We start from the raw sequence: 19,141 nt of genomic DNA, 5'->3' as shown, positions 1-19,141 counted from the left end.
CCCGGGAGTTTTCAACGCGGCCCGCCAACGTACGGACATGAAAGTGCGCGGCCGGCGGGAGTGCAAGGACTGCGGAACGCGGTGGTCGTACTACGAGACGGGAACCGTCGAGTGTCCGGACTGTGGAAGCGTGCGCAGCATCGGCGTCGACGAGGAGCGTCGCCAGCACACCGACAGTCCGGCGGACCTCGACCTCACCGACGTGCGGAATTCGGTCGACGCCCGCCCGACGCGCGAGGTCGCGGCCGACGCCGAGGAGTCGGCCCGGGAGTACGTCCACAAGCGCGGGTTCATCGACGGCGGCGACCTCCGGACGCTGGACGACACGTATCTCGCGGCACAGGAACTCCGCCACGCCGCGGACGTGTTCGGACGCTCGTTCGACCCGACCGACGACGAGGAACTGTACTTCCTCTCGCTGTTGCGCGGCGCGGACATGGGCGACCGACCCGCGCCCGCCGAAGTGCCGGAGTCCATGCACGACGTGCGCGGACTGGCGGTCGGCGACGCGCTCCGGGAGTACCACCGCGACCTGACCACGTGGGTCGACGACCGGGACGTCTCCCGGGAGAGTCGGAGCGCGCTGGAGACGCTGGGCGAGCACGTCCGGCGCGTGCGGGCGCTGGAGGGCGGCATCGACCCCGAGACGGCGGAGTCGCTGGTCGCGGCCGCCAGGGAACTGGCGCGTCACCTCCGGGACGACGACGAGGACGCGCTGGTCAGCGCCCGCGACCGCCTCCGCCGCGTCGGCGAGTAGCCGTGGCGTCGCCTCGTCGACCACCGACTCTCGACCGGTAGCGAACGCTTTTGCCAACTGCTACCTATTGTCAAGATATGGCGACCGACGGTCCCTCGTCGGGTGGCCGGCTCGTCAGGGTGATAGTCGCGGCCGCGCTCGTCGCGGCGGTGGTCGTGCCGTGGCTGGACTGGGGTACTGCACTCTCGCCCGGGAGCGACGCGTTCGCTCGACTGGCCGGGCTCGCTATCCTCGGAGTCGTCGTCCTCCTGCTGGTCCTGCAGAAGCGGCGCACGCGCGACCGGCGACCGACCGACCGCGGTTTCGACGGCGAGGGCGCGGCCTATCGGCGCGAAGAGCACGACGACCGGACCGCGAGCCAGCGCGACTGGCGACGGGAGAATCCCGAGGGGGAGAGAACGAGCGACGGCCGTAGACGAGATGCGAGCGCGCGACGGACCGACCGCGACCGGAACGAGCGATATTAAGGCAGGGTTACGTCGACGCCCTCCTGCCGGCTGGCGGCCTTCACGGTGTTGTAGAGCAGCATCGCGCGGGTCATCGGCCCGACGCCGCCCGGGACGGGGGTGATGGTGCCGGCGACCTCCTTCGCGGACTCGAACTCGACGTCGCCGACGAGTTCGTAGCCCTTCTCGGTGTCCGCGTCCACGCGGTTGACGCCGACGTCGACGACGGTCGCGCCCTCCTTCAGCATCGAACCGTCGATTAGCTCGGGGACGCCCGCGGCCGCGACGACGATGTCCGCCTCGCGGGTGTGCGCCGCCAGATCCGCCGTACGGGAGTGACAGACCGTCGTCGTCGCGTTTCCGAACGGCCCCTTCTGGACGAAGAGGTTCGCCATCGGCTTGCCGACGATGTTCGAGCGTCCGACGACGACCGCCTCCGCCCCCTCGGTCTCGACGCCCTCGTGTTCGAGGAGCTTCTGGATGCCGTGGGGGGTACAGGGTTTGAACCGGGCGTCGCCGGCGACGAGCCGTCCGACGTTCTCCGGGTGGAACGCGTCGACGTCCTTCTCGGGGGCGACTGTGCGGAGCACGCGACGCTCGTCGACCTGGTCGACGAGGGGCATCTGGACCAGGATTCCGTGAACGTCGGGGTCGCGGTTCAGCTCCTCGACCGTGTCGTACAGCTCCTCGGCGGGCGCATCCTCGTCGAGTTCGACGTGGACGCTCTCGATGCCGACCTCCTCGCAGTCGTTCTGCTTCATCGAGACGTACGTCTCGCTGGCGGGGTCGTCGCTCATCAGCACCGTGGCGAGCCCCGGTCGAGCGCCCGCGTCGGTGAGCGTCTCGACGCTGGCTTCGAGGTCGGAGCGAATCTCCGCGGCGACGGCGTCGCCGTCGATGACGTTCGTCATTACCGGAGAGTGGAGTCCGGACGCCCTTCAATATTCGGGTTCGTGCCCATTTCCCATCCAAAAGAAGACGTGTTATGCATATCTATGCATTATCGACCGGGTTACCGGTCTATGTCGGCACCGAGGTCGTACAGCACCTGGAAGAAGTCCGGAAACGACACGTCGACGTGCTCGGCGCCGCCGACCGTCGTCGGGCCGTCGGCAGCCAGCGCGGCGACGGAGAGGGCCATCACGATACGGTGGTCGGCGTGCCCCTCGACGCGGGCCCCCCGGAGGTCGGACTCGCCGCCGTTCACCACGAGTTCGTCCTCGCGCTCCTCGACCGCGGCGCCGAGTTTCTCGAGTTCCTCGGCCATGACCGAGACGCGGTCGGTCTCCTTGTACCGGACGTGCTCGCAGTTGACGATGCGGGTCTCGCCGTCCGCGACAGCGCCGAGCGCCGCGACGGTGGGCAGCAAGTCGGGCGTGTCGCCGACGTCTACCTCGGTTCCCGAGAGCGACGAGCGCCGGACGGTGACGACGCCGTCGTCGCGGTTCCAGTCCACGTCCGCCCCCATCCGCCCCAGCACGGGAACGATGTGGGTGTCGCCCTGCGCGCTCGGGTACGCGCCCTCGACGCGCACGGCGGCGTCCTCGTCGGCCGCGACCGCGCCCGCTGCAAGCAGGTACGAGATGGACGAGAAGTCGCCGGGGACGTGGTACTCGCCGTCCGTCGGTTCGTAGAACTGGCCGCCCTCCACGTGGTAGCTGTCGCCGCCCTTGCCGGCCTCGACGCCGAACTCGTCCAGCAGTTCGAGCGTGATGTCGACGTAGGGTGCGGACTTCAGTTCCGTCTCGAGGTCGACCTCGACGCCCTCGTCGGTGAGCGCGCCGGCCATCAACAGCGAGGAGACGAACTGCGAGGAGACGTCGCCTGGCATCGAGACCGTGCCGCCCTCGATAGGTCCTCGCACGACGAGCGGCGCTCGTCCGTTCCCGCGAGTGCTCTCGGCGCGTCCGTCGAGTTCATCGATTGCGGAGAGGAGTGGTCCCTGCGGGCGCGACCGGAGCGACGCGTCCCCCGAGAGGACGGTGATGCCGTCGGCGAGCGCGGCCGCCCCCGTCACGAGGCGCATCGTCGTCCCGCTGTTCGCGCAGTCGAGCACGTCCGCCGGTACGTCGGGCCGGCCGTCGAAGCCGTCGATCTCGACGGCCCCGCTCTCGGTTTCGGTCACGTCGCCGCCCATCGCGTCCACGGCCCGCATCGTCGCCTCCGTGTCGGCGCTTATCAACGGGTCGTACACGAGCGCGCCACCGGAGTAGCCCGCCGCGAGAATCGCGCGGTGGGTGTAGCTCTTCGACGGCGGTGCGCGCGCCGTCCCCGCGAGCGTCGACGGCGTGATTTCTGTGTCCATGTGCGCCACGTCTACCTGGGGCGGTATCAGCATACCGCCTGCCGCAACTATGGACGCCGCTCAGCGCACGACGGTCACCGGTACCGTCGCGCGCCCGGCGACCGCCTTGGCGACGCTGCCGAACAGCCCCTCGTACCGTTCCGACGTCCCGCGGTGGCCGACGTAAATGGCATCGAAGTCCTCCTCGTCGGCGTACTCCGTGATGCGCTCGACCGGTTCGCCGTACAGCATCCCCGTCTCTATCTCCGCGTCGGCGCGCTCGGCCACCGCCGTCGCCTCGTCGAGCAACTCCTGTCCGCGGGTCTCGGCGTCCTCGACGCTCGACAGCAGGAGTTCGTCGTCGGCCTCCGCGAAGCTCTCCGGCGGCTCGTCGCCGCCGACGAAGAACTGCTCGGGCGAGACGACGTGAATCGCCGTCACCGCCGCCCCGGTGTCTCGCGCCATCTCGAGCGCGTACTGGAGCGCGTCCTTGCTCGCTGGCGAGCCGTCTATCGCGACCAGATATCCCCCCATTTCGTACACCCCCTGCATCGTTCGCCCCCTGCGCGGTTGTCCGTTTCGGCTATCGAGTTCGGTATCGCGGGACCGGATTCGAGTCCCGTCGCGCGGTCGTCGTCCGCGTCCGGTCGCGACAGAACGGCTGGAAGCGGACGCGAACCGCAGTAGGCGGCGAGGATGTTCCGAAGGTGATAAACCCCGCGGTACCATTCGCCGGGGTATGGACGTTGCGCTGGGGGGGACGTTCGACCCGGTTCACGACGGTCACCGAAAACTGTTCGAACGGGCGTTCGAACGCGGTGACGTGACCGTCGGGTTGACGAGCGACGAACTCGCGCCGAAGACGCGTCACGTCGATCGGTACGTCCGCTCCTTCGAGGAGCGCAAGCGCGACCTCGAAGCCGAGCTCCGGGCCATCGCCGAGGAGTTCGACCGCGAGTTCCAGGTTCGAAAGCTGGAGGAACCGACCGGCATCGCGACCGAACCGCAGTTCGACGCGCTCGTCGTCTCGCCCGAAACCCGGGACGGCGGCCAGCGCATCAACGAGATTCGCGAGCAGCGCGGCCACGACCCCCTGGAGATAATCGTCGTTGACCACGTCGAGGCCGAGGACGGCAACATCATCTCGAGCACGCGCATCGTCGAGGGCGAAATCGACGAGCACGGCAACCTGACGCCGGAGCGCGACGGGCGGAAACCCCAGGAGTAGCGGCCCTTCTCGCTACCACGACGGCGGTTCCAGCCCCGCTTCTTCGAGAATCGACTTCCAGCGCTGCTGGACGGTCAGCCGCGCGACCCCCGCGGCGTCGGCGACCGCCTGCTGGGAGCGCTGGTCCCCCTCGATGAGCGCCCCGGCGTAGAGGCTCGCTGCCGCCACGGCGCGCTTCGACCGCTCCTCGGCGTCGTCGGACCGGGCGACGGTCGAGAGGAACAGGTCGGCGGCCCGCGAACGCGCGGGCGTGTCGAGGTCGAGTCGGTCGGCGACCTGCTGGAGTTCGGCGAGCCACTCCTCGTTTTCCACCTGGTCGCGTGCGCGGTACACGTACACCGGGTAGCGCCCGCCGATACATTAAGCCCTCGTCCAGAACGACAGCTTCTTGAGGAGCAGTTCTGAACGAAACGGTGAGCGCGGGTAGCCAAGCCAGGCCAACGGCGCAGCGCTTAGGACGCTGTCTCGTAGGAGTCCGCCGGTTCGAATCCGGTCCCGCGCACTGACTAACCCTGCGCTGTCACGCGGTTTTTCGCCCTGCACATCGACCATGTCAGGGAATCCAACGAACTCCAGCGACAATAGAATAGACGCCGATTTGGACCCAGGTAGGAACATTGTAATCGTCCCATCGGACAACGAAGACCGACTGTCCGAGAAACAGTTTGTGGACTACCACAGCTACCGCGAACAGTTCCTCAAGTGGTTACTCCACCTCGGGAAGAACCCAGATAAGGCCCTCGGTTACTCGGCATACACGGTCTACGAGAGTGGCTATAGGGCTGCTGCATTCGACCGATGGGTCTGGGACCATCACGACGAGTATCGGATTCCACCGTCACACGAGGACGCTGACGAGTATCTGCAAGAGGTCGCATACAGCGACCGGTCCCACGCCAGTAAGGGGAAAATCGAGGAAATGCTGAAACGGTATTTTCGGTGGCTGGCCCACAAGTACGGGAAAGACGAGTGGAAACCCGATTTCACCTTCGATAGTAGCGGTGGAGGGAAGCCCCGTGACTTCCTCACTGTAGATGAACGCCGGGCGATTCGAGAAGCAGCCCTCGAACATGGGAATATCCCCAGCTACAACAGCCTCACTCCGAAGAAGCGGACTGAATGGAAGGGATACGTTGCGAAGACGCTGGATAAGCCAGCTGACGAAGTGACTCCCGAAGACTGGAACCAAGTTGACGGATGGAAAATCACCTCGTTGGTCTGGACGAGTCTGGATACGGGCCTACGACCAGTCGAGGTTCGACGGGCGAAGACATCGTGGGTTGACGTATCGAACGAGGTCTTGCGCATCCCCAAAGAAGAGTCCAGCAAGAACCGGGATAACTGGATGGTCAGTCTCACCGACCGGACTGCGAAGGCCCTCGAACGTTGGATGGAGGAACGCAAGAACTACTCTCGATACGACGACACAGAGACGTTGTGGTTGACTACCCACGACAACCCATACGGGTCGAAGAGTCTCGGTCGTCTGTTGCGGCGTCTCTGCGACAAGGCCGGGATTCGGACCGACAATCGTCAGCTATCATGGTATGCGATTCGCCATAGCGTCGGCACGTACATGACGCACGAACGTGACCTCGCAGCGACAAAGGCCCAGCTTCGCCATAAGTCGGTCAAAACGACCATGAAGTACGACGCTGTCCCCGTAGAGGACCGCCGAGACGCGTTGGACCGGATGGGCTGACAGTCAAGACCCAGAAATGTATCGACGACTACCAACTATTATGATGCGCAGTCACATATACTTGTTTTATTTTATAGACACTAAAAATATGATTCCTGCCAAGGTGAAAAGGAAGAGGATATTCAGTTCTCGATGGACGAAATCAACGTACTCTTCCCGGGACTTTATAATATGTCTGTTATGTTCTATTGCTTCTTGATAGTCGTTAGTATTCGAACCCTTGGTTGAATCAGGCTTTTGAATGTAATCTTCGAACTCTGAAATAGTTGGATTATTCAAAAATAGGTTCTTTAACAGGGATATTTTGGAGTCGGCAAAGTTAATTCTAGTTTTATAGTCTATATCATCATCTAATACAAAAAGCGTTAAATCCGTATACAAAGGACGTTCACTTATTGTCCGGCTTAGCCAAGCTACAGCAGACATGGCAGTAAATATGGAAGTAAATAGCCATGCTATAGCCGTCAAAAGATTAGGTTGAGAAGGCGCTGTAAGAGATTCGAGACCAATGAATGAGATTCCTGTAACAATCCCACCAGCAAATATCAAATGAATCCGGATAATCCTTAGCCATTCATCATTTAATCGTCGGAGTGTTTGTGCTTGCAATTCGAGAATCTGTTGGCCCTGTTCAGACCCTACAGCTGATTCTATCGCTGGAGAGTTTCTATCGGGAGAGTTTTCTTTTCCGGTAGTTGCTTGGTTTGATGACATATTATTCTCCCGATATACCTGCTATAACTCCAATTATAACCAATAGTATAAGGCCCTTAATAATAAGTTCTGACGAATCCATTATTTCCACCAATAAAGTATTTCCCGGGTCAGAACCTCCCAGAACCTGAATAATGGTAAGTCCGACAATGAGGATAAATACAGCACTGATGAGTTGACCGATAGGATTCTCACCTCCAGACATGGTTATAGGTGTAAATATAGGAATCCTTAGTATCATCGATTTGTTTTAATATAAAGAACAATTAACTAGAGAACTCCTAAAGCATATATGCAGATACCCCTATTAGCGATAAGGCGTTTTTCGAGGATTTTCCTTCCTGTTAGCCCTATCAGTCCAGACGTTTTTGCAGGGTTTTATTTAAATCTATATAGTAGAAATAAAGGCGTTGATAGCCCTATCAGAGAAATCAGGAGACGCCGATAATAGCCGTATCAGGGCCTGATAGCAAGGAATGGCCAGAACTAAATGCAGGGAGTTCTTCGGTTACAGATGCAGTGGATAGATGGGAACTATACGCCGAACGAATGACGCCGCCGGGCGGGCCGCCTCACAAGCTATCACCCGTGTACGGCGTCGCCGAATCGGTGCGAGAGGCGACCGAATCACACTCCCGCAACCTTTCCTATAGGTTGCTGGCAGAAAGTGATTCGGATTCGGTCATCTCGCATGAACAAACCCGTACCAGTAACCCGACTCTATGATTGGAAGAAACCGTAAGAACAGGATGATTAACGCAGTCCGAGAAGACCCGCGTCTTATGACGAAGCAGAAGCGGACCAATGTTGTTGAGGATAGACCCGGCATCTGGTTCGATATAGCGTCCGGCTATCGGACGACAATGACCGAAATGATTGAATCCGACGCTGTCACAGTACAGCATGTTCGAATCAAACAAGGGTCCGGCAGGTGGACGTCAGTCGATAATTGGGATGGACAGAACATCACCGGTGTTCGCGGAACGACGCACATGGCGATAGTTCACCGATTGAGGGAGGACGAATGAGTTCGTCTGGTCGAACTCTCCTCGACAATATTCAGGAGGACTCAGCACTCAACCCCTCGGAGAAAGAAACCCTCTTCCGATGGGCGAAGGACCAGTCCGAGGTTCATGTCTACTCGGAGATGGCGAGTGTCTCTCGGCGTCTCCTTCAACTCCCACATTTCGACAAGAAGGCATACCGAGTGAACGATAACAACGTCAGAGGGCGGCGGGTAGATTCCGCCGATTACAGTCAAGGAACAATAACCGGTGTCTGGGGGACGATACCTCTCGGCGGGCTACTGGTGAAAGCCACTCCTCGAAGTACCGGGAGTCATGCAGATGTGGTCTCTCGGTATACGACTAGCCAATCCCAGTCAACGCAGTCTCAACCGAATCAATCCCAGAAAAACTCGGTATCGGACTGGGAGTTCGGGGTGAATTCGGAGACCTCCGCGAACAAATCGTCATTCTGAAATAGTGCGTATGGGGTGAGGATTACTCTCCTCGGGTACTCTCTGTGACCGTCTCTATACTCACTCACGTACAGCTGCTATACGACTATGGTCCTGCTTCGTCTCCTTGGATGGAAACCCCTTATTGGCGTCAATGTACATCAGGATGCTGTGACACGGCCTCAGTAGGCAGCGGAACGTGGTGACTATTCACGTCCGTATCCGTCGTTCCAACCTCGTTTGTAGATGCTTCCCTTAGCAGAGATGGGGCCTTGGAAGACGCCCACTACCGTCAACTTCTTTGTTTTCTCCGATAGCCTTCGCAAACTCCCCTTTCATGTATTCTCTCCCTTTAATATACCATTCTACTTCTCTTACTGGTGAAGAGGGATACCGATACCCCGAGGATACAGTCCTTTACTATATCAACTTGTAATCTATCCCGGAATAGGTACCCAAAAGAATAGAATTCACTCACTGAACCCGGGTGTACCTCTCTAAATCCAATAATATAGTATATGGAGAACCCCTCCCCTTGGAGGTGGAGAGTAGATTACAATATAGTATAGATAGTAACCTTCCTCCTATCCCCTATAGTCCCCTTTCCTCCTTCCACGGGGATGGTTACGTTGTAACGACGGGTAACCTATCTAACGGGGAAGGGAGAATTCCCGTACCCTACTAACTATACCCTCATACGCCCCATTCAGCCACCGTTGATAAAGTATGCAAATAGAGGCTGGCTACCACCAACAGATGCCCACCAATGGTCAGTGAGGTACAGTAGGAAGAGGTCTATCGCTGTCGTTTACGTCCTGAAGGGGAATCATCGTTTCACGCTATCCCTCTCGATAGACGTGTTACTACTCACCTTCTATGACCAATGAGGGTATAGCGTACACCGTCAACGAGATAGCCACCATTGGGGGGTGATTTGAATAAGCAGTTCCTCCCCGACGAAGACCCAGATACACTCGCCATCCTGTGGTAGCGTCACCAGCTTCCCCGACAAGCTGCTGGCTTTCATCTTTGGCCTGTTCCATGTAGGTCATACGTCGAATGACAGTCGCATCGGTACTGGTCTCTTGGGGAAGTTTCCTCTGTCCCATGTCTTGGTCATTGAAGGCCGCCAACAAATCGTCTAATCAGCGTGACCGTGTTTGAAGGGGTTTCCATCGTTCGTAGGTTCAACGATTCATAGAGGCACGGCAGTTGTACGTAGCTGACCTTCTGGGAGGTAGCTGCAACTATTGGAAGTGAAGTCGGTCACCGTTCTACAGCAGTCCATTCGAGAGTGCTGACGTCTTGCTGCACGACGTTGACGGTCGTGGTTGACCAATATAGAGAATCATCGTCCTCGGTTATCTTCAACCTGAGAGGTGCTGTGGTTAGAGGTGAGTGAAATTGTAGACAGTCTCACAGTCTCACCCACCCAAAGACGTAGTGGTTGAAGTGACGGGCGATTTTTCTGTGAGGGCTGTCGGCGAAAGTAGAGGGCTGATAGGGCTATCAGAACACCGGCGAGGAACTATATTCCGGCAGTCGAACTAACACTTAATGGACGACCTCCAAATCGACGCCCTCCGAGACTACCACCACGACGACATCGCACCGACCGAGAAGACCTACAGTATCACCCTGATTGATTCCCAACGCCCGCCTTCAGACCCGAAATACGCACGGAAAGGCTACGAAACAGACCGTATCGCTGTTCCAGATTTGCCCGACCCGTTGAACATGTTGGTCATCGCGTATCAGGCGGATGGGACTGTTAGCCGGTTGGACGACCCGTCTGGTAGTAGTCCACTTCAGAAGAACGCATGAACGACCACCTCCCCGACGAGAAGCAGTATTCAATTGTTCACCGGGACCGCATGAAGCCGCCGGGCCATCCAGACGAGGAGATCAAGATGTATGAGGTCGTCGAGGATGACCTTGAGAATGTGCCTCTTCCCCCGGACCACGTCGGTATCACGGTCATCGCATACGATGCTGACGGGAATATGTACGAGTTATCCGAGAGGGAAGGAAACAGGGAAGCCCAACAAGGCATCAGTAGTGTCATGAAGGACTTAGCCGAAGAATAGCCTATCTCCTTTAGCAAAACACTATGTATGGACAGGCCCGACGGTTAGAAGCCAGATTTTGTCCTACAAGCCTGTAGCGGACTACACTGAATGAAAGAAGACTACGAACAGATGAGTGAGAGACAAACAGAACCTCCAAAGAACAAAATCGACAGACGAGAGACGGAGAGACCTCTGCGATGATATTCGTATATCTCCAAACGGCGAGTCACCAATGCATTTCTACTCTAACTGCTATTCTACTGTCTGTGCCTATTCTGTAACGAAATCTTCTTTATTGTATAAGCAAGCAGAACTAATATGTCTGAAGATTATGTCCCTCCAAAATTTGAAGCAGATGCCTTCAATTGCCCTCACTGCGATGCATATGCGAGTCAAAAATGGGATAGTATAAAGTGGTCCAGCGGGTTTAGAAGTAATCCATACGATGCTAAATTAAGTTATTGCAGGAATTGTAGGGAATATGGAGTTTGGGTTAATCAAAAGTTACTTTATCCCGGAGAATCGCCTGCCCCCCTTCCAAATGAGGATATGCCCCCAGAAGTGAAAGAAGACTATAATGAAGCCCGTAAGGTCGTAAGCGAATCCCCGAAGGCTGCTGCCGCGATTCTTCGATTGGCGATGGAAAAACTTACACAAGAATTGACAGGGAATGAGGACCAAAGCCTCTATGCGAATATTGGCGAACTTCTCGAAGAGGGTCGTATAGATGAACGTATCCAGAAGGCACTTGACTCAGTCAGAGTTACTGGAAACGACTATGTTCATGCTGGCGAAATTTATTCCTATGACGATGCTGAAACGACCCTTCGTCTTTTCCGTTTAGTCAATACAATTGTTGAGTTGACTATCTCTAATGAGAAACTTATTGAGGAGTCTTTTGGTGAAATTCCCGAGAATAAATTAGAAGGTATACAACAACGGGATGAAAATTAACAGTAAAAAGGACCCTGTCTAAGGGTGTCAGCGTCCCGATTCAGCTTCCGGGTGGGCAACGACTTGGTTGTGATAGTTGATGTACCCTCCTCCGACTTCATGGCCGTCTTTGAGAAGCAGTTCACGACCGTCAACATCGTGGTCGTATCGATGACTGATTTCGAATGTTTCGGGATCTATCGATAGCATCCCACTTTCGAAATCGATGTGATGGTTAGGGCAGAGAACGACGACGTTCTCAGGAATGTCTGGGCCATCGTCGCCAAGTGGCATTAGATGGTGAACCTCAGAATATCCTTTTTCAGGCCCCTGTAGGCGCTTTTCACCGCAGATTTGGCACCTATCGTCGTACATGGATTTGATATCGTTCACTAGTGCTTCGTCCCGAACTACTTCTTCGCGAACGGCTTCACGTCGTTGCGTTGTTTCACTCCCGCCAGGCAATTCCGTCACCGACTCGGAGACTCCGGACTCATCATCGGTCTGTTGGGACGAATCATCGGTAGAAGTACCTTTGTGACTAGCCTCTTCCCCCTCTTGTTCGGTTCGAGAATTCCGCGGCAGATACAGCCATTTACCCACCTCGTCGTGGCGATGAATCCGCCCCTCCTCCCTGTCTGCAATCCGCTGTTGGATGTCCCTTACCGCGTGTTGCCACTCCGGTTGGTCACGTCCGTTCTCATGGGCATCTTCGCATCGGTAGGAGTCATCACATAGGTCGGAGTACTCGCGCTTCACAGCCGGATAGATGTCTTCTGTGAGGTCCTGTTGGCCAGTAGGGACGCAAGGCATCTCGGTTTCTAATAACCGACGACGTAACTGCTGGACTCGGTCATGGTCGGTCATCCCGCCCGTAGTAACTTCCCCACCCTTCTCGGTTAAGAAGTTCGAACCCCTAGACCGTTCCAGGTAACCGAGGACTTGCAACCATTCTCGATGGCGGGTAGCAACCCCTGGAGAATCCATATTGATGTCCTCGAATTTGTTCTTTAGATGACGCATGATATCCTCGTCAGTCATCGGGCCTTCCTGAAGCTGGGTCAGAATTGAGTCGAACCCCTTTACGTTCTCACGGAGGGCGCTATAGAGAACGGACGACTCAGGTGATTCCAGATACTGCTTGCCACGCCAGTCTATCGAGACCGCGTTGCCATCAAGGTCAATCAGTTCGATTGCATTTAAGAAGCCAAAGTGATGGTCAATTGCATCTCTACTACTGGCACGAGTGTTCTCCAAAATCCAATCCTTCGCCTCCGACCGTTTGGTCTCCCCATCTTCAAGGAAGGCAAGGAACTCTTGCAGAAGTTGTAGACGTTGACTGGTTCCACCATAGAATCGGTCGGTAGTCAATCGTCGGTCGTCAGTCATCTGACACCATTTATCTACGCATACCTAATATAACCATATCATCACTCCTTCCTCAAATCTAAGGTTATTACGAATGTTCTTATTCAAGTCGTCAACCAAAGGTAATATAAACAATCGTCTTAGTTAAAGTCTATACAAGTAATGGAGAGGGAACTTTCCCAGCATTTAGAAAGGCTTTCTCAGTACGAAATAAACGGTCTCTCAGATTTCTCAACATTTGAGTCTGAAGCATTGAAATTAATTGAGATACTTGGTTATCCCGATGAGAATATCTTTTACGGTATGAACGCAGACGTTGGAGTTGATTGTATAGTGGCTAGGAACTTAGCTACAAAACCTTATCTAGCCACAGAAGTCAAATTCTACCCCCGTGGAAAATCTTCATCTACGCGTTTTAGTAAAACCTCGGCTATATTATCCGAAGAAGACGCGGAGTACGGATTGCTGATTACAAACGTAGAACTTGTAATTTTTGAGGAAGGAGACCAGTTTGCTAGATATGACCTAAAAAGCTTCAGCAAGGAGGACGCTAAAAAAGTAGTTAATATTCTTTCATATACCGGACACCTTCCTGAAGAAAGTGCAGTCGCTGAGTCAGAATATGTCTATTCGTCCATTGAGTATAACGAATTCGAGATTGATGGGTCAGAATATAACTCCTTATTAAAACAGATGAGAGAGGGGCCAGAATCAGATAAAGGGGACAAGCTGGAGGACCTTGCTGCGATGCTGATTAGCGGAGTAGAATTTCTGAACATAAGAGAGAGGAACGATAGAACGTCTCTAGGTGAGTTCGATATCGTTGCGGAATACGTTGGTTCTCGTGACATCACTTTATTTGACGATTTTAATAGATTTATTCCCATAGAGTGCAAGAATTGGGGACAATCTGTAGGTGTCGGTGAAGTAAGTAAGTTCATTAATAAAATGAAGGCATCAAAATCTAACCTCGGGATTATTTTTGCCCAAGAAGGAGTCTCTGGAGAAAACGATGGTCGTTTTGCAAAGCTTCTAATTGATAACCATTTCCAAGACGGAAGCGACATTATCCTAATCATTAGAGATGACGACTTAGATAAAATCGGTACTGGGGCAAACTTCTACAGTATATTGGACGAGAAGGTTTACCGGACGAAATTCCCCGAATAGTATAACAATACTGTCTATGAGAAGGACCTCGGAGGTATCAGTAGGGACCATTAGACCTACTCCGCCTCTCCGCGCAAATGCCCGTTTTTCGGGGGTAAACAAGTAAGGGCATTTACTGCTTTTATAAGTGGCAACTAGATGTCGGCAAACAACTCAGATGTCTTAATTCAATTGTCCACAGCGGTAGGCGCTGTGACGGGGGTGGTTTTATAACGTTATAGGCCGAATATATGGGTGTAAGGGCGTGAAACCCGTGGTAGCGCGGGTAGCCAAGCCAGGCCAACGGCGCAGCGCTTAGGACGCTGTCTCGTAGGAGTCCGCCGGTTCGAATCCGGTCCCGCGCATGAGCGAACGCAGTGAGCGAAGAGCAGGACCGATTCGAGCCCTGGAACCCGAACGGAGTGAGGTTTCCTCCGGTTCGAATCCGGTCCCGCGCATTCTGTCGCGACGCCGAACGGCGAGCGACGAATGTAGATCGAGGATTCGAACCCTGCCACGAGCGACCTCACCATCTGAAACGTTCGAGCAGAAGATAGGGGTCCCTTCAGAATCGATAGTATTGTGATGCGTTCGGCCCCGTTTTGTTATCCCAATAACATTATGGGCGTCCGAGTAGACGTTGACAGTATGGCCGAAGGGGGACGGGGAAACGAGGATCCTCGGGAGGAGTCGCTCTCTACAGACGAGATACTGGAGATCCTGAGTAACTACCAGCGACGAGGAGTCATCAAGCATCTTCGCGACGCACCGGGACAGGTTCATTCTATCGAAGAGATAATTAACTACATCAAGAAGCTCGAACAGAAGCGACACGGCGAATCGCCCGGGGAAGACCATCTACTATCGGTTCTCGTTCACGTCCACGGTCCGAAGCTCGAAGACGGAGGGATCGTAGACTACGACGTCCCGAACAGGGAAATCCGCTACTATCCGAACGCGAAGGTCGAACGATTGCTAACGAAGATAGAAACTACCGTCGAAGAGTTCGAAGAAGAATGACCTTCGCTATCGGTTCGACCGGCGAACGACCACCTCGACGTTCGGAGGTTCGACGACGCCGACGAGGCGATAGAGGACGCTACTCTCCACGTCGCGGTACCAGCGCTCCGTCGACCGAGCCAACGGTGCAGCAGTCGGGACGCCGCCGTTGGCGTCGAATCCAGTCTCGTGCATACCCTCACGCTACCGAAGGGCGACTCCGTCACTTCATCGTCACGTACGTCAGGAGACCGAGCGCGACGAACTGGAGACCCCGGAGGACGGCGACGACTGTCTGGACCGTCGGGTCGGGCGAGAAGAGCATCCGCATGCTGAAGAAGAAGTAGATGGCGAGGGCGTTCTCGACCAGCAGCACTCCGCCGAACGCGAGCAGTCCGAACGCGAGCGGCGTCCGGAACGTCCGATAGTTGCGGAGCCAGACGAGCGTCAGCGCGAGCAGCATGAGTACGTTCACGCCCGAGAGAACGATGCCGAACAGCGTCGTGGCGTTCATCGTTGCCATGTCGGGTCACTCCACGTGGTCCGTGATGCGCTCGAACTCCTCCTTGTGGTGTTCGAAGCGGTCCGTGAGGAAGTAGAGTTTGCCGTACTCGTCACCGCCGGTCTCGAGTACGTCGTGTTCCACCAGCACGTCGAGGTGGTAACGGATGGTGTTGTAGTCGAGCTCCAGGCAGTCGGCGAGCTGGTTCGCGTTCCGTGGTCGCTCGTCGATCGCCCCGATGATGCGGGCGCGGTTCTCCCCGCCGCGGGTGCCGACGAGGAGGTACCACAGAACCTTTTCCATTCCACGCTGGACATGTTCGCCTTCGGTCCAGTTAATGCTGCCCCCGGACGGCAGTCGCGACCCGTGAAAAAGCGAGTGAGTAGCGCTCCGGGGAGACGGGGCTGTCGCCGCCGTCCCCGGTGCTCGTCCATCCGCTCAGCTCATCTCCGGCGTGCGCGTGACGCGAATCACGTCGGACGTGTGCGGGTACGCGTAACCGTCGCCGACGTCGGTGACGAGCCGAACCGGTTCGTCCTCCGACGGGCCGGTGTCTGGCCCGGACTGGCGGGGAGCCTGGTTCTCTCCCAGCCCGGGTTCCTCGTTGCGCTCGGTCCCGGCGTCCCAGAGGCCGACCGCGATGGTCACGTCGCCGTCGAGCGGTTCTTCCTCGTCGAACAGCGCGACGCCCCTGTCGTCCGGCGCGTAGAACAGGTCGTTCGACTGGACGAACATCGTCGCGAACGACAGTCGCTCGCCCGGCGAGGCGTCGACGGAGAACTCGTAGGCGTCCCCCGGCCCGAGCGGTCCCGGTTCGTCCGCGCCGACTGGCGTGTCGAACGCTCCGCTGTCCGACACCTCCATTCGCTCGGACAGCGACGACGCCAGTTCCATCGGCACCCCGTCCTCCGCGAGCGCTTCGAGTCCGTTGTCGCGGGCGGGTTCCCCCGCGGTGAACATCGGTGCCGGTTCGTCGTGGACGGCGTACGCGCCCGGCGACAGCGGAATCGGTTGCTCCCCGGCGTCGCCGTTCGCCGACGTCTCGAGCGTGGTCGGCTTCGAGACGTTCTCGATTCGCACGGTGAACGTCGTCGCAGCGTTCGTGCCGTCGTCCGAGCGTGCGGCGACGGACGCGTGGCCGCCCACACCGAGCCGCGACAGGCCGACGGCGGAGAGAACCCCCGCCGACCACGTCAGAACGGTCCGCCGAGACGTCCGCACGTCGTTCGTTCGCTCGCTCTCCCCCGGTTCGTTCGGTGTTTTCGGTGGCATGGTCTATCGTGCGCGTCGGCGCACGGACGGAGGGACACCGGACACACGAAAGTGCGTTTTTCAAGCTCTCTCCGGGGTCTCTGGGGACTCTCTCTAGAATCCGTCCGGACTCTCCGCGACGACGTCGGCGGCGCGTGGAACGCGGCGGACGCGGACGGTCCACGAAGCGAGCCCCGCGCTCACTGCTGGTCGACCAGTCGCTCGACGCGGTCCAGCGAATCCGCGTCCTCGGGGTCCTTGTCCTCTCGGACGCCGAGGAAGCGGGGGAACCGCAGGGCGTACCCCGACGAGTAGGTGGGAGACTCCTGAATCTCCTCGTAGCCCACCTCGAAGACGACTTCGGGCGAGAGGTCGACCTCCTGGCCGTCCTGGGCGGCGACGTGGGGTTCGAGCAGCTCCGTCAGTTCGGCCAGTTCCTCGTCGGTGATGCCCGTGGCCACCTTGCCGATGGTCTCGAAGCCGGAGTCGGTCCACGCGGACAGCAGGAAGGTACCGAGGAAGCTCGCGCGGCGGCCCTCGCCCCACTCCGCGCCGGTGACGACGAGGTCGAGCGTCTCCACGTCCGGCTTGCGCTTGAGCCAGTTCTTCCCGCGGCGACCCGGCGAGTACGTCGACTCGGGGTTCTTCAGCATGATGCCCTCGTGGCCGGAGTCGAGCGCGTCGGCCTCCACGTCGGCGATGTCGTCCGGGTCGTCGCTGACGACCAGTTCGGAGACGTCGTCGCCCAGCAGGTCCCGGAGGCAGTCGTGGCGCTCGGTCAGGGGGACTTCCAGCAGGTCCTCGCCGCCGGCGTGGAGGCAGTCGAACGCCCGGAGTTCGACCGCGACCTCCTCTCGTGCCCGGGCCACGTCGTGCTTGCGGCGGAAGCGCCGCAGCACCTCCTGGAACGGCAGCGGTTCGCCGCCGTCCATCGCCACCACCTCGCCGTCCAGTATCGCCGGTTCGTCGAGCGTCGCCTCCGCGTACTCGACGATTTCGGGGAGCGGGTCGGTCACGTCCTCCATGTTCCGCGAGAAGACGCGGACGTTCGGGGACCCCGCGGGCGCGTCGCGGTCCCCCGGCAGGTCCAGTCCGTCGGGGTCGTAGTGTAACTGGACGCGCGCGCCGTCGTACTTCCAGTCGACGGCCGCCTCCTCCCAGTCGTCGAGCGCGTCGCTCACGGTTCCGGCCTGCGCGAGCATCGCCTGCACGGGCCGGCCGACGCTCAGATCGAGCGCCGCGAGCCCCTCGGTGCCGTCCTCGCGGGCGACGCGAGCGACCCGGCCGTAGTCGTTCGACACCTGCAACGCGCGTTCGACCTCCTCGACGGGCACGTCGAAGCCGGCGGCGACGGCGTCTCGCACGGTCCCCTCGCCGACGCCGATGCGCATCTCCGAGAGGACGAGACGAGCGAGGTAGCGCGCCTCCGCCGACCCGGTGCGGTTGAACAGGCCGAACAGGATGTCTATCTTCGTGTCCTGACTGCCGGACCCCTCGACGGCGGCCAGCGCGGCGAGTTCGTCGTACACCTCGGCGACGGTGAGGCCGTCTTCGCTACCGTCACCGAACGCGCCGAGACCCTGCTGACCGCCGAAGTCGTAGCTCGCCGCTACCTCGCCGACGTCGCCCAGTTCGGCGAGTTTCGCTTCCACGTCGTCGGCGGCGACGTTCCGGCCGGCCGCCCGCGCGATGGCCTCGTAGCAGTAGTTCGGTCCGATGTCGAGCGTCGTCGAGTCCCACGCCGGGAACACCCGGCCCTGGACGAACCGCGCCAGGGCCTCTAGGTCGTCGTCGGCCGCCACCAGCAGGTCGGTGACCGCCTCGACGATCTCGGTGTCGGCGCTCATCTCCTCGATTTCCGACGCGCACCCGGCGAACTCCGCGAACTCCATCGTCGGACGTTGCCAGCGCCCCGGATTAAATCGCTCGGTACGGCCTCGAAGCGCTCGCGGACCGGAACCGACACGTTCGACTGGGGGGCGCTCGAACCGGCGAGCATGACCGACACGCGAGCGGAGAACGGCGTCACGGCGCGCTACAGCGAGACCGACCGCGAGCGCGTCCTCGAACTCGAAACCGACGGGCGGACGGCGGCGGTCTCGCAGAACCGCGAGGGGTACGGGATGCTGAAGGTGCGCGAGACGGCGGACGGCGAGGAACTGGAGCGGTACTACGGCTTCGACATGGCGATAGACCACGCCGCGGAACTGCTCGGCGTGCGTCCGGACGCGGTTCCGGTGCCCGAGGCGGCGAGCGACATGGGGATGTAGCCCGGGCCGG

At 58.4% G+C, this 19,141-nt stretch carries 23 protein-coding genes and 2 tRNA genes; 13 read left to right on the top strand and 12 right to left on the bottom strand.

Annotated features, from left to right (window positions below):
• Positions 1-37: 37 nt before the first annotated feature.
• Entirely contained in the window at positions 38-757 is a 720-nt protein-coding gene (locus ACTF4R_RS02185) for a DUF7117 family protein (protein ID WP_440005889.1), read from the top strand.
• Between the two features lie 77 nt (positions 758-834).
• Positions 835-1,224: a hypothetical protein gene (locus tag ACTF4R_RS02180; protein WP_440005887.1), complete on the top strand. Its 390-nt coding sequence runs from the start codon at positions 835-837 to the stop codon at positions 1,222-1,224.
• Here the strand turns inward: ACTF4R_RS02180 and ACTF4R_RS02175 are convergent.
• From ACTF4R_RS02175 to ACTF4R_RS02165, 3 genes are all read right to left on the bottom strand, one after another.
• Complete coding sequence (locus tag ACTF4R_RS02175) at positions 1,221-2,114, bottom strand: bifunctional methylenetetrahydrofolate dehydrogenase/methenyltetrahydrofolate cyclohydrolase (RefSeq protein ID WP_440005886.1); 894 nt, start codon at positions 2,112-2,114, stop codon at positions 1,221-1,223. The genes ACTF4R_RS02180 and ACTF4R_RS02175 overlap by 4 nt on opposite strands.
• 101 nt (positions 2,115-2,215) lie before the next feature.
• Positions 2,216-3,508, bottom strand: coding sequence for a 3-phosphoshikimate 1-carboxyvinyltransferase (aroA, locus tag ACTF4R_RS02170; protein WP_440005885.1), 1,293 nt, complete (start codon positions 3,506-3,508; stop codon positions 2,216-2,218).
• A 60-nt stretch (positions 3,509-3,568) separates the two neighbouring features.
• Positions 3,569-4,021, bottom strand: coding sequence for a universal stress protein (locus tag ACTF4R_RS02165; protein ID WP_440005883.1), 453 nt, complete (start codon positions 4,019-4,021; stop codon positions 3,569-3,571).
• Positions 4,022-4,226: 205 nt separating this feature from the next.
• Between ACTF4R_RS02165 and ACTF4R_RS02160 the strand changes: the two genes are divergently transcribed.
• Positions 4,227-4,715 carry a phosphopantetheine adenylyltransferase gene (locus ACTF4R_RS02160; RefSeq protein WP_433624083.1) on the top strand — a complete coding sequence of 163 codons (489 nt, stop codon included), beginning with the start codon at positions 4,227-4,229 and terminating at the stop codon, positions 4,713-4,715.
• A 12-nt stretch (positions 4,716-4,727) separates the two neighbouring features.
• Here ACTF4R_RS02160 and ACTF4R_RS02155 read toward each other — a convergent pair whose 3' ends face one another.
• Positions 4,728-5,048: a transcription initiation factor IIB family protein gene (locus ACTF4R_RS02155; protein ID WP_113276152.1), complete on the bottom strand. Its 321-nt coding sequence runs from the start codon at positions 5,046-5,048 to the stop codon at positions 4,728-4,730.
• An 84-nt stretch (positions 5,049-5,132) separates the two neighbouring features.
• On the opposite strand from ACTF4R_RS02155, the gene ACTF4R_RS02150 reads away from it, so the two are divergent.
• Positions 5,133-5,217, top strand: a tRNA-Leu gene (locus tag ACTF4R_RS02150).
• Positions 5,218-5,265: 48 nt separating this feature from the next.
• Entirely contained in the window at positions 5,266-6,417 is a 1,152-nt protein-coding gene (locus tag ACTF4R_RS02145) for a tyrosine-type recombinase/integrase (protein WP_440005882.1), read from the top strand.
• 66 nt (positions 6,418-6,483) lie between these two features.
• Here the strand turns inward: ACTF4R_RS02145 and ACTF4R_RS02140 are convergent, their stop codons facing one another.
• The gene (locus tag ACTF4R_RS02140; protein ID WP_440005880.1) at positions 6,484-7,131 is read right to left on the bottom strand and encodes a hypothetical protein; all 648 of its coding nucleotides are present in this window, start codon (positions 7,129-7,131) and stop codon (positions 6,484-6,486) included.
• A gap of 1 nt (position 7,132) precedes the next feature.
• Positions 7,133-7,336, bottom strand: a complete 204-nt coding sequence (locus ACTF4R_RS02135; protein WP_440005878.1) for a hypothetical protein — start codon at positions 7,334-7,336, stop codon at positions 7,133-7,135.
• 577 nt (positions 7,337-7,913) lie between these two features.
• Here ACTF4R_RS02135 and ACTF4R_RS02130 point away from each other — a divergent pair.
• From ACTF4R_RS02130 to ACTF4R_RS02115, 4 genes are all read left to right on the top strand, one after another.
• Positions 7,914-8,159 (top strand): hypothetical protein, encoded by a 246-nt coding sequence (locus ACTF4R_RS02130; RefSeq protein ID WP_440005877.1) that lies wholly within the window; start codon positions 7,914-7,916, stop codon positions 8,157-8,159.
• A 1,988-nt stretch (positions 8,160-10,147) separates the two neighbouring features.
• Entirely contained in the window at positions 10,148-10,414 is a 267-nt protein-coding gene (locus tag ACTF4R_RS02125; protein WP_440005875.1) for a hypothetical protein, read from the top strand.
• Positions 10,411-10,677, top strand: a complete 267-nt coding sequence (locus tag ACTF4R_RS02120) for a hypothetical protein (RefSeq protein ID WP_440005874.1) — start codon at positions 10,411-10,413, stop codon at positions 10,675-10,677. Before ACTF4R_RS02125 ends, ACTF4R_RS02120 begins: the two co-directional genes overlap by 4 nt.
• 300 nt (positions 10,678-10,977) lie before the next feature.
• Complete coding sequence (locus ACTF4R_RS02115) at positions 10,978-11,613, top strand: DUF4145 domain-containing protein (RefSeq protein ID WP_440005872.1); 636 nt, start codon at positions 10,978-10,980, stop codon at positions 11,611-11,613.
• A 27-nt stretch (positions 11,614-11,640) separates the two neighbouring features.
• On the opposite strand, the gene ACTF4R_RS02110 is transcribed toward ACTF4R_RS02115, so the two are convergent.
• Positions 11,641-12,981 carry an HNH endonuclease gene (locus tag ACTF4R_RS02110; protein WP_440005870.1) on the bottom strand — a complete coding sequence of 447 codons (1,341 nt, stop codon included), beginning with the start codon at positions 12,979-12,981 and terminating at the stop codon, positions 11,641-11,643.
• Positions 12,982-13,122: 141 nt separating this feature from the next.
• Between ACTF4R_RS02110 and ACTF4R_RS02105 the strand changes: the two genes are divergently transcribed.
• The 3 genes from ACTF4R_RS02105 to ACTF4R_RS02095 all read left to right on the top strand — a co-directional run bounded on the left by ACTF4R_RS02105 (position 13,123) and on the right by ACTF4R_RS02095 (position 15,129).
• Positions 13,123-14,130, top strand: a complete 1,008-nt coding sequence (locus tag ACTF4R_RS02105) for a hypothetical protein (protein ID WP_440005868.1) — start codon at positions 13,123-13,125, stop codon at positions 14,128-14,130.
• A gap of 259 nt (positions 14,131-14,389) precedes the next feature.
• Positions 14,390-14,474, top strand: a tRNA-Leu gene (locus ACTF4R_RS02100).
• A gap of 283 nt (positions 14,475-14,757) precedes the next feature.
• On the top strand, positions 14,758-15,129 hold the full coding sequence (locus ACTF4R_RS02095) for a DUF7344 domain-containing protein (protein ID WP_440005866.1): 372 nt from the start codon (positions 14,758-14,760) through the stop codon (positions 15,127-15,129).
• Positions 15,130-15,135: 6 nt separating this feature from the next.
• On the opposite strand, the gene ACTF4R_RS02090 is transcribed toward ACTF4R_RS02095, so the two are convergent.
• From ACTF4R_RS02090 to ligA, 5 genes are all read right to left on the bottom strand, one after another.
• Positions 15,136-15,303 (bottom strand): hypothetical protein, encoded by a 168-nt coding sequence (locus tag ACTF4R_RS02090; RefSeq protein WP_440005864.1) that lies wholly within the window; start codon positions 15,301-15,303, stop codon positions 15,136-15,138.
• 28 nt (positions 15,304-15,331) lie between these two features.
• Positions 15,332-15,631, bottom strand: a complete 300-nt coding sequence (locus ACTF4R_RS02085; RefSeq protein WP_440005862.1) for a DUF8036 family membrane protein — start codon at positions 15,629-15,631, stop codon at positions 15,332-15,334.
• Between the two features lie 6 nt (positions 15,632-15,637).
• Positions 15,638-15,913, bottom strand: a complete 276-nt coding sequence (locus ACTF4R_RS02080; protein ID WP_440005860.1) for a winged helix-turn-helix domain-containing protein — start codon at positions 15,911-15,913, stop codon at positions 15,638-15,640.
• A 135-nt stretch (positions 15,914-16,048) separates the two neighbouring features.
• Positions 16,049-16,882, bottom strand: coding sequence for a spondin domain-containing protein (locus tag ACTF4R_RS02075; RefSeq protein ID WP_440005858.1), 834 nt, complete (start codon positions 16,880-16,882; stop codon positions 16,049-16,051).
• A 179-nt stretch (positions 16,883-17,061) separates the two neighbouring features.
• Complete coding sequence (gene ligA / locus ACTF4R_RS02070; RefSeq protein WP_440005856.1) at positions 17,062-18,753, bottom strand: ATP-dependent DNA ligase LigA; 1,692 nt, start codon at positions 18,751-18,753, stop codon at positions 17,062-17,064.
• A 105-nt stretch (positions 18,754-18,858) separates the two neighbouring features.
• On the opposite strand from ligA, the gene ACTF4R_RS02065 reads away from it, so the two are divergent.
• A complete protein-coding gene (locus ACTF4R_RS02065; RefSeq protein ID WP_440005854.1) occupies positions 18,859-19,131 on the top strand; it encodes a DUF7111 family protein in 273 nt (90 codons plus the stop codon).
• Positions 19,132-19,141: the final 10 nt, after the last annotated feature.

Source organism: Halomicrococcus pelagicus, assembly GCF_051917725.1.
In the GTDB taxonomy this organism is placed as follows: domain Archaea; phylum Halobacteriota; class Halobacteria; order Halobacteriales; family Haladaptataceae; genus Halomicrococcus.
The sequence above is the reverse complement of the archived record's forward strand: the minus strand, read 5'-3'. Positions and strand labels throughout refer to the sequence as shown.

Excerpts from the sequence above, each read along its gene's own strand:
- ACTF4R_RS02185 (WP_440005889.1), top strand. The coding sequence starts at position 38 with ATGAAAGTGCGCGGCCGGCGGGAGTGCAAGGACTGCGGAACGCGGTGG.
- ACTF4R_RS02180 (WP_440005887.1), top strand. The coding sequence starts at position 835 with ATGGCGACCGACGGTCCCTCGTCGGGTGGCCGGCTCGTCAGGGTGATA.
- ACTF4R_RS02175 (WP_440005886.1), bottom strand. The coding sequence starts at position 2,114 with ATGACGAACGTCATCGACGGCGACGCCGTCGCCGCGGAGATTCGCTCC.
- aroA (WP_440005885.1), bottom strand. The coding sequence starts at position 3,508 with ATGGACACAGAAATCACGCCGTCGACGCTCGCGGGGACGGCGCGCGCA.
- ACTF4R_RS02165 (WP_440005883.1), bottom strand. The coding sequence starts at position 4,021 with ATGGGGGGATATCTGGTCGCGATAGACGGCTCGCCAGCGAGCAAGGAC.
- ACTF4R_RS02160 (WP_433624083.1), top strand. The coding sequence starts at position 4,227 with ATGGACGTTGCGCTGGGGGGGACGTTCGACCCGGTTCACGACGGTCAC.
- ACTF4R_RS02145 (WP_440005882.1), top strand. The coding sequence starts at position 5,266 with ATGTCAGGGAATCCAACGAACTCCAGCGACAATAGAATAGACGCCGAT.
- ACTF4R_RS02140 (WP_440005880.1), bottom strand. The coding sequence starts at position 7,131 with ATGTCATCAAACCAAGCAACTACCGGAAAAGAAAACTCTCCCGATAGA.
- ACTF4R_RS02135 (WP_440005878.1), bottom strand. The coding sequence starts at position 7,336 with ATGTCTGGAGGTGAGAATCCTATCGGTCAACTCATCAGTGCTGTATTT.
- ACTF4R_RS02130 (WP_440005877.1), top strand. The coding sequence starts at position 7,914 with ATGACGAAGCAGAAGCGGACCAATGTTGTTGAGGATAGACCCGGCATC.
- ACTF4R_RS02125 (WP_440005875.1), top strand. The coding sequence starts at position 10,148 with ATGGACGACCTCCAAATCGACGCCCTCCGAGACTACCACCACGACGAC.
- ACTF4R_RS02120 (WP_440005874.1), top strand. The coding sequence starts at position 10,411 with ATGAACGACCACCTCCCCGACGAGAAGCAGTATTCAATTGTTCACCGG.
- ACTF4R_RS02115 (WP_440005872.1), top strand. The coding sequence starts at position 10,978 with ATGTCTGAAGATTATGTCCCTCCAAAATTTGAAGCAGATGCCTTCAAT.
- ACTF4R_RS02110 (WP_440005870.1), bottom strand. The coding sequence starts at position 12,981 with ATGACTGACGACCGACGATTGACTACCGACCGATTCTATGGTGGAACC.
- ACTF4R_RS02105 (WP_440005868.1), top strand. The coding sequence starts at position 13,123 with ATGGAGAGGGAACTTTCCCAGCATTTAGAAAGGCTTTCTCAGTACGAA.
- ACTF4R_RS02095 (WP_440005866.1), top strand. The coding sequence starts at position 14,758 with ATGGCCGAAGGGGGACGGGGAAACGAGGATCCTCGGGAGGAGTCGCTC.
- ACTF4R_RS02090 (WP_440005864.1), bottom strand. The coding sequence starts at position 15,303 with ATGCACGAGACTGGATTCGACGCCAACGGCGGCGTCCCGACTGCTGCA.
- ACTF4R_RS02085 (WP_440005862.1), bottom strand. The coding sequence starts at position 15,631 with ATGGCAACGATGAACGCCACGACGCTGTTCGGCATCGTTCTCTCGGGC.
- ACTF4R_RS02080 (WP_440005860.1), bottom strand. The coding sequence starts at position 15,913 with ATGGAAAAGGTTCTGTGGTACCTCCTCGTCGGCACCCGCGGCGGGGAG.
- ACTF4R_RS02075 (WP_440005858.1), bottom strand. The coding sequence starts at position 16,882 with ATGCCACCGAAAACACCGAACGAACCGGGGGAGAGCGAGCGAACGAAC.
- ligA (WP_440005856.1), bottom strand. The coding sequence starts at position 18,753 with ATGGAGTTCGCGGAGTTCGCCGGGTGCGCGTCGGAAATCGAGGAGATG.
- ACTF4R_RS02065 (WP_440005854.1), top strand. The coding sequence starts at position 18,859 with ATGACCGACACGCGAGCGGAGAACGGCGTCACGGCGCGCTACAGCGAG.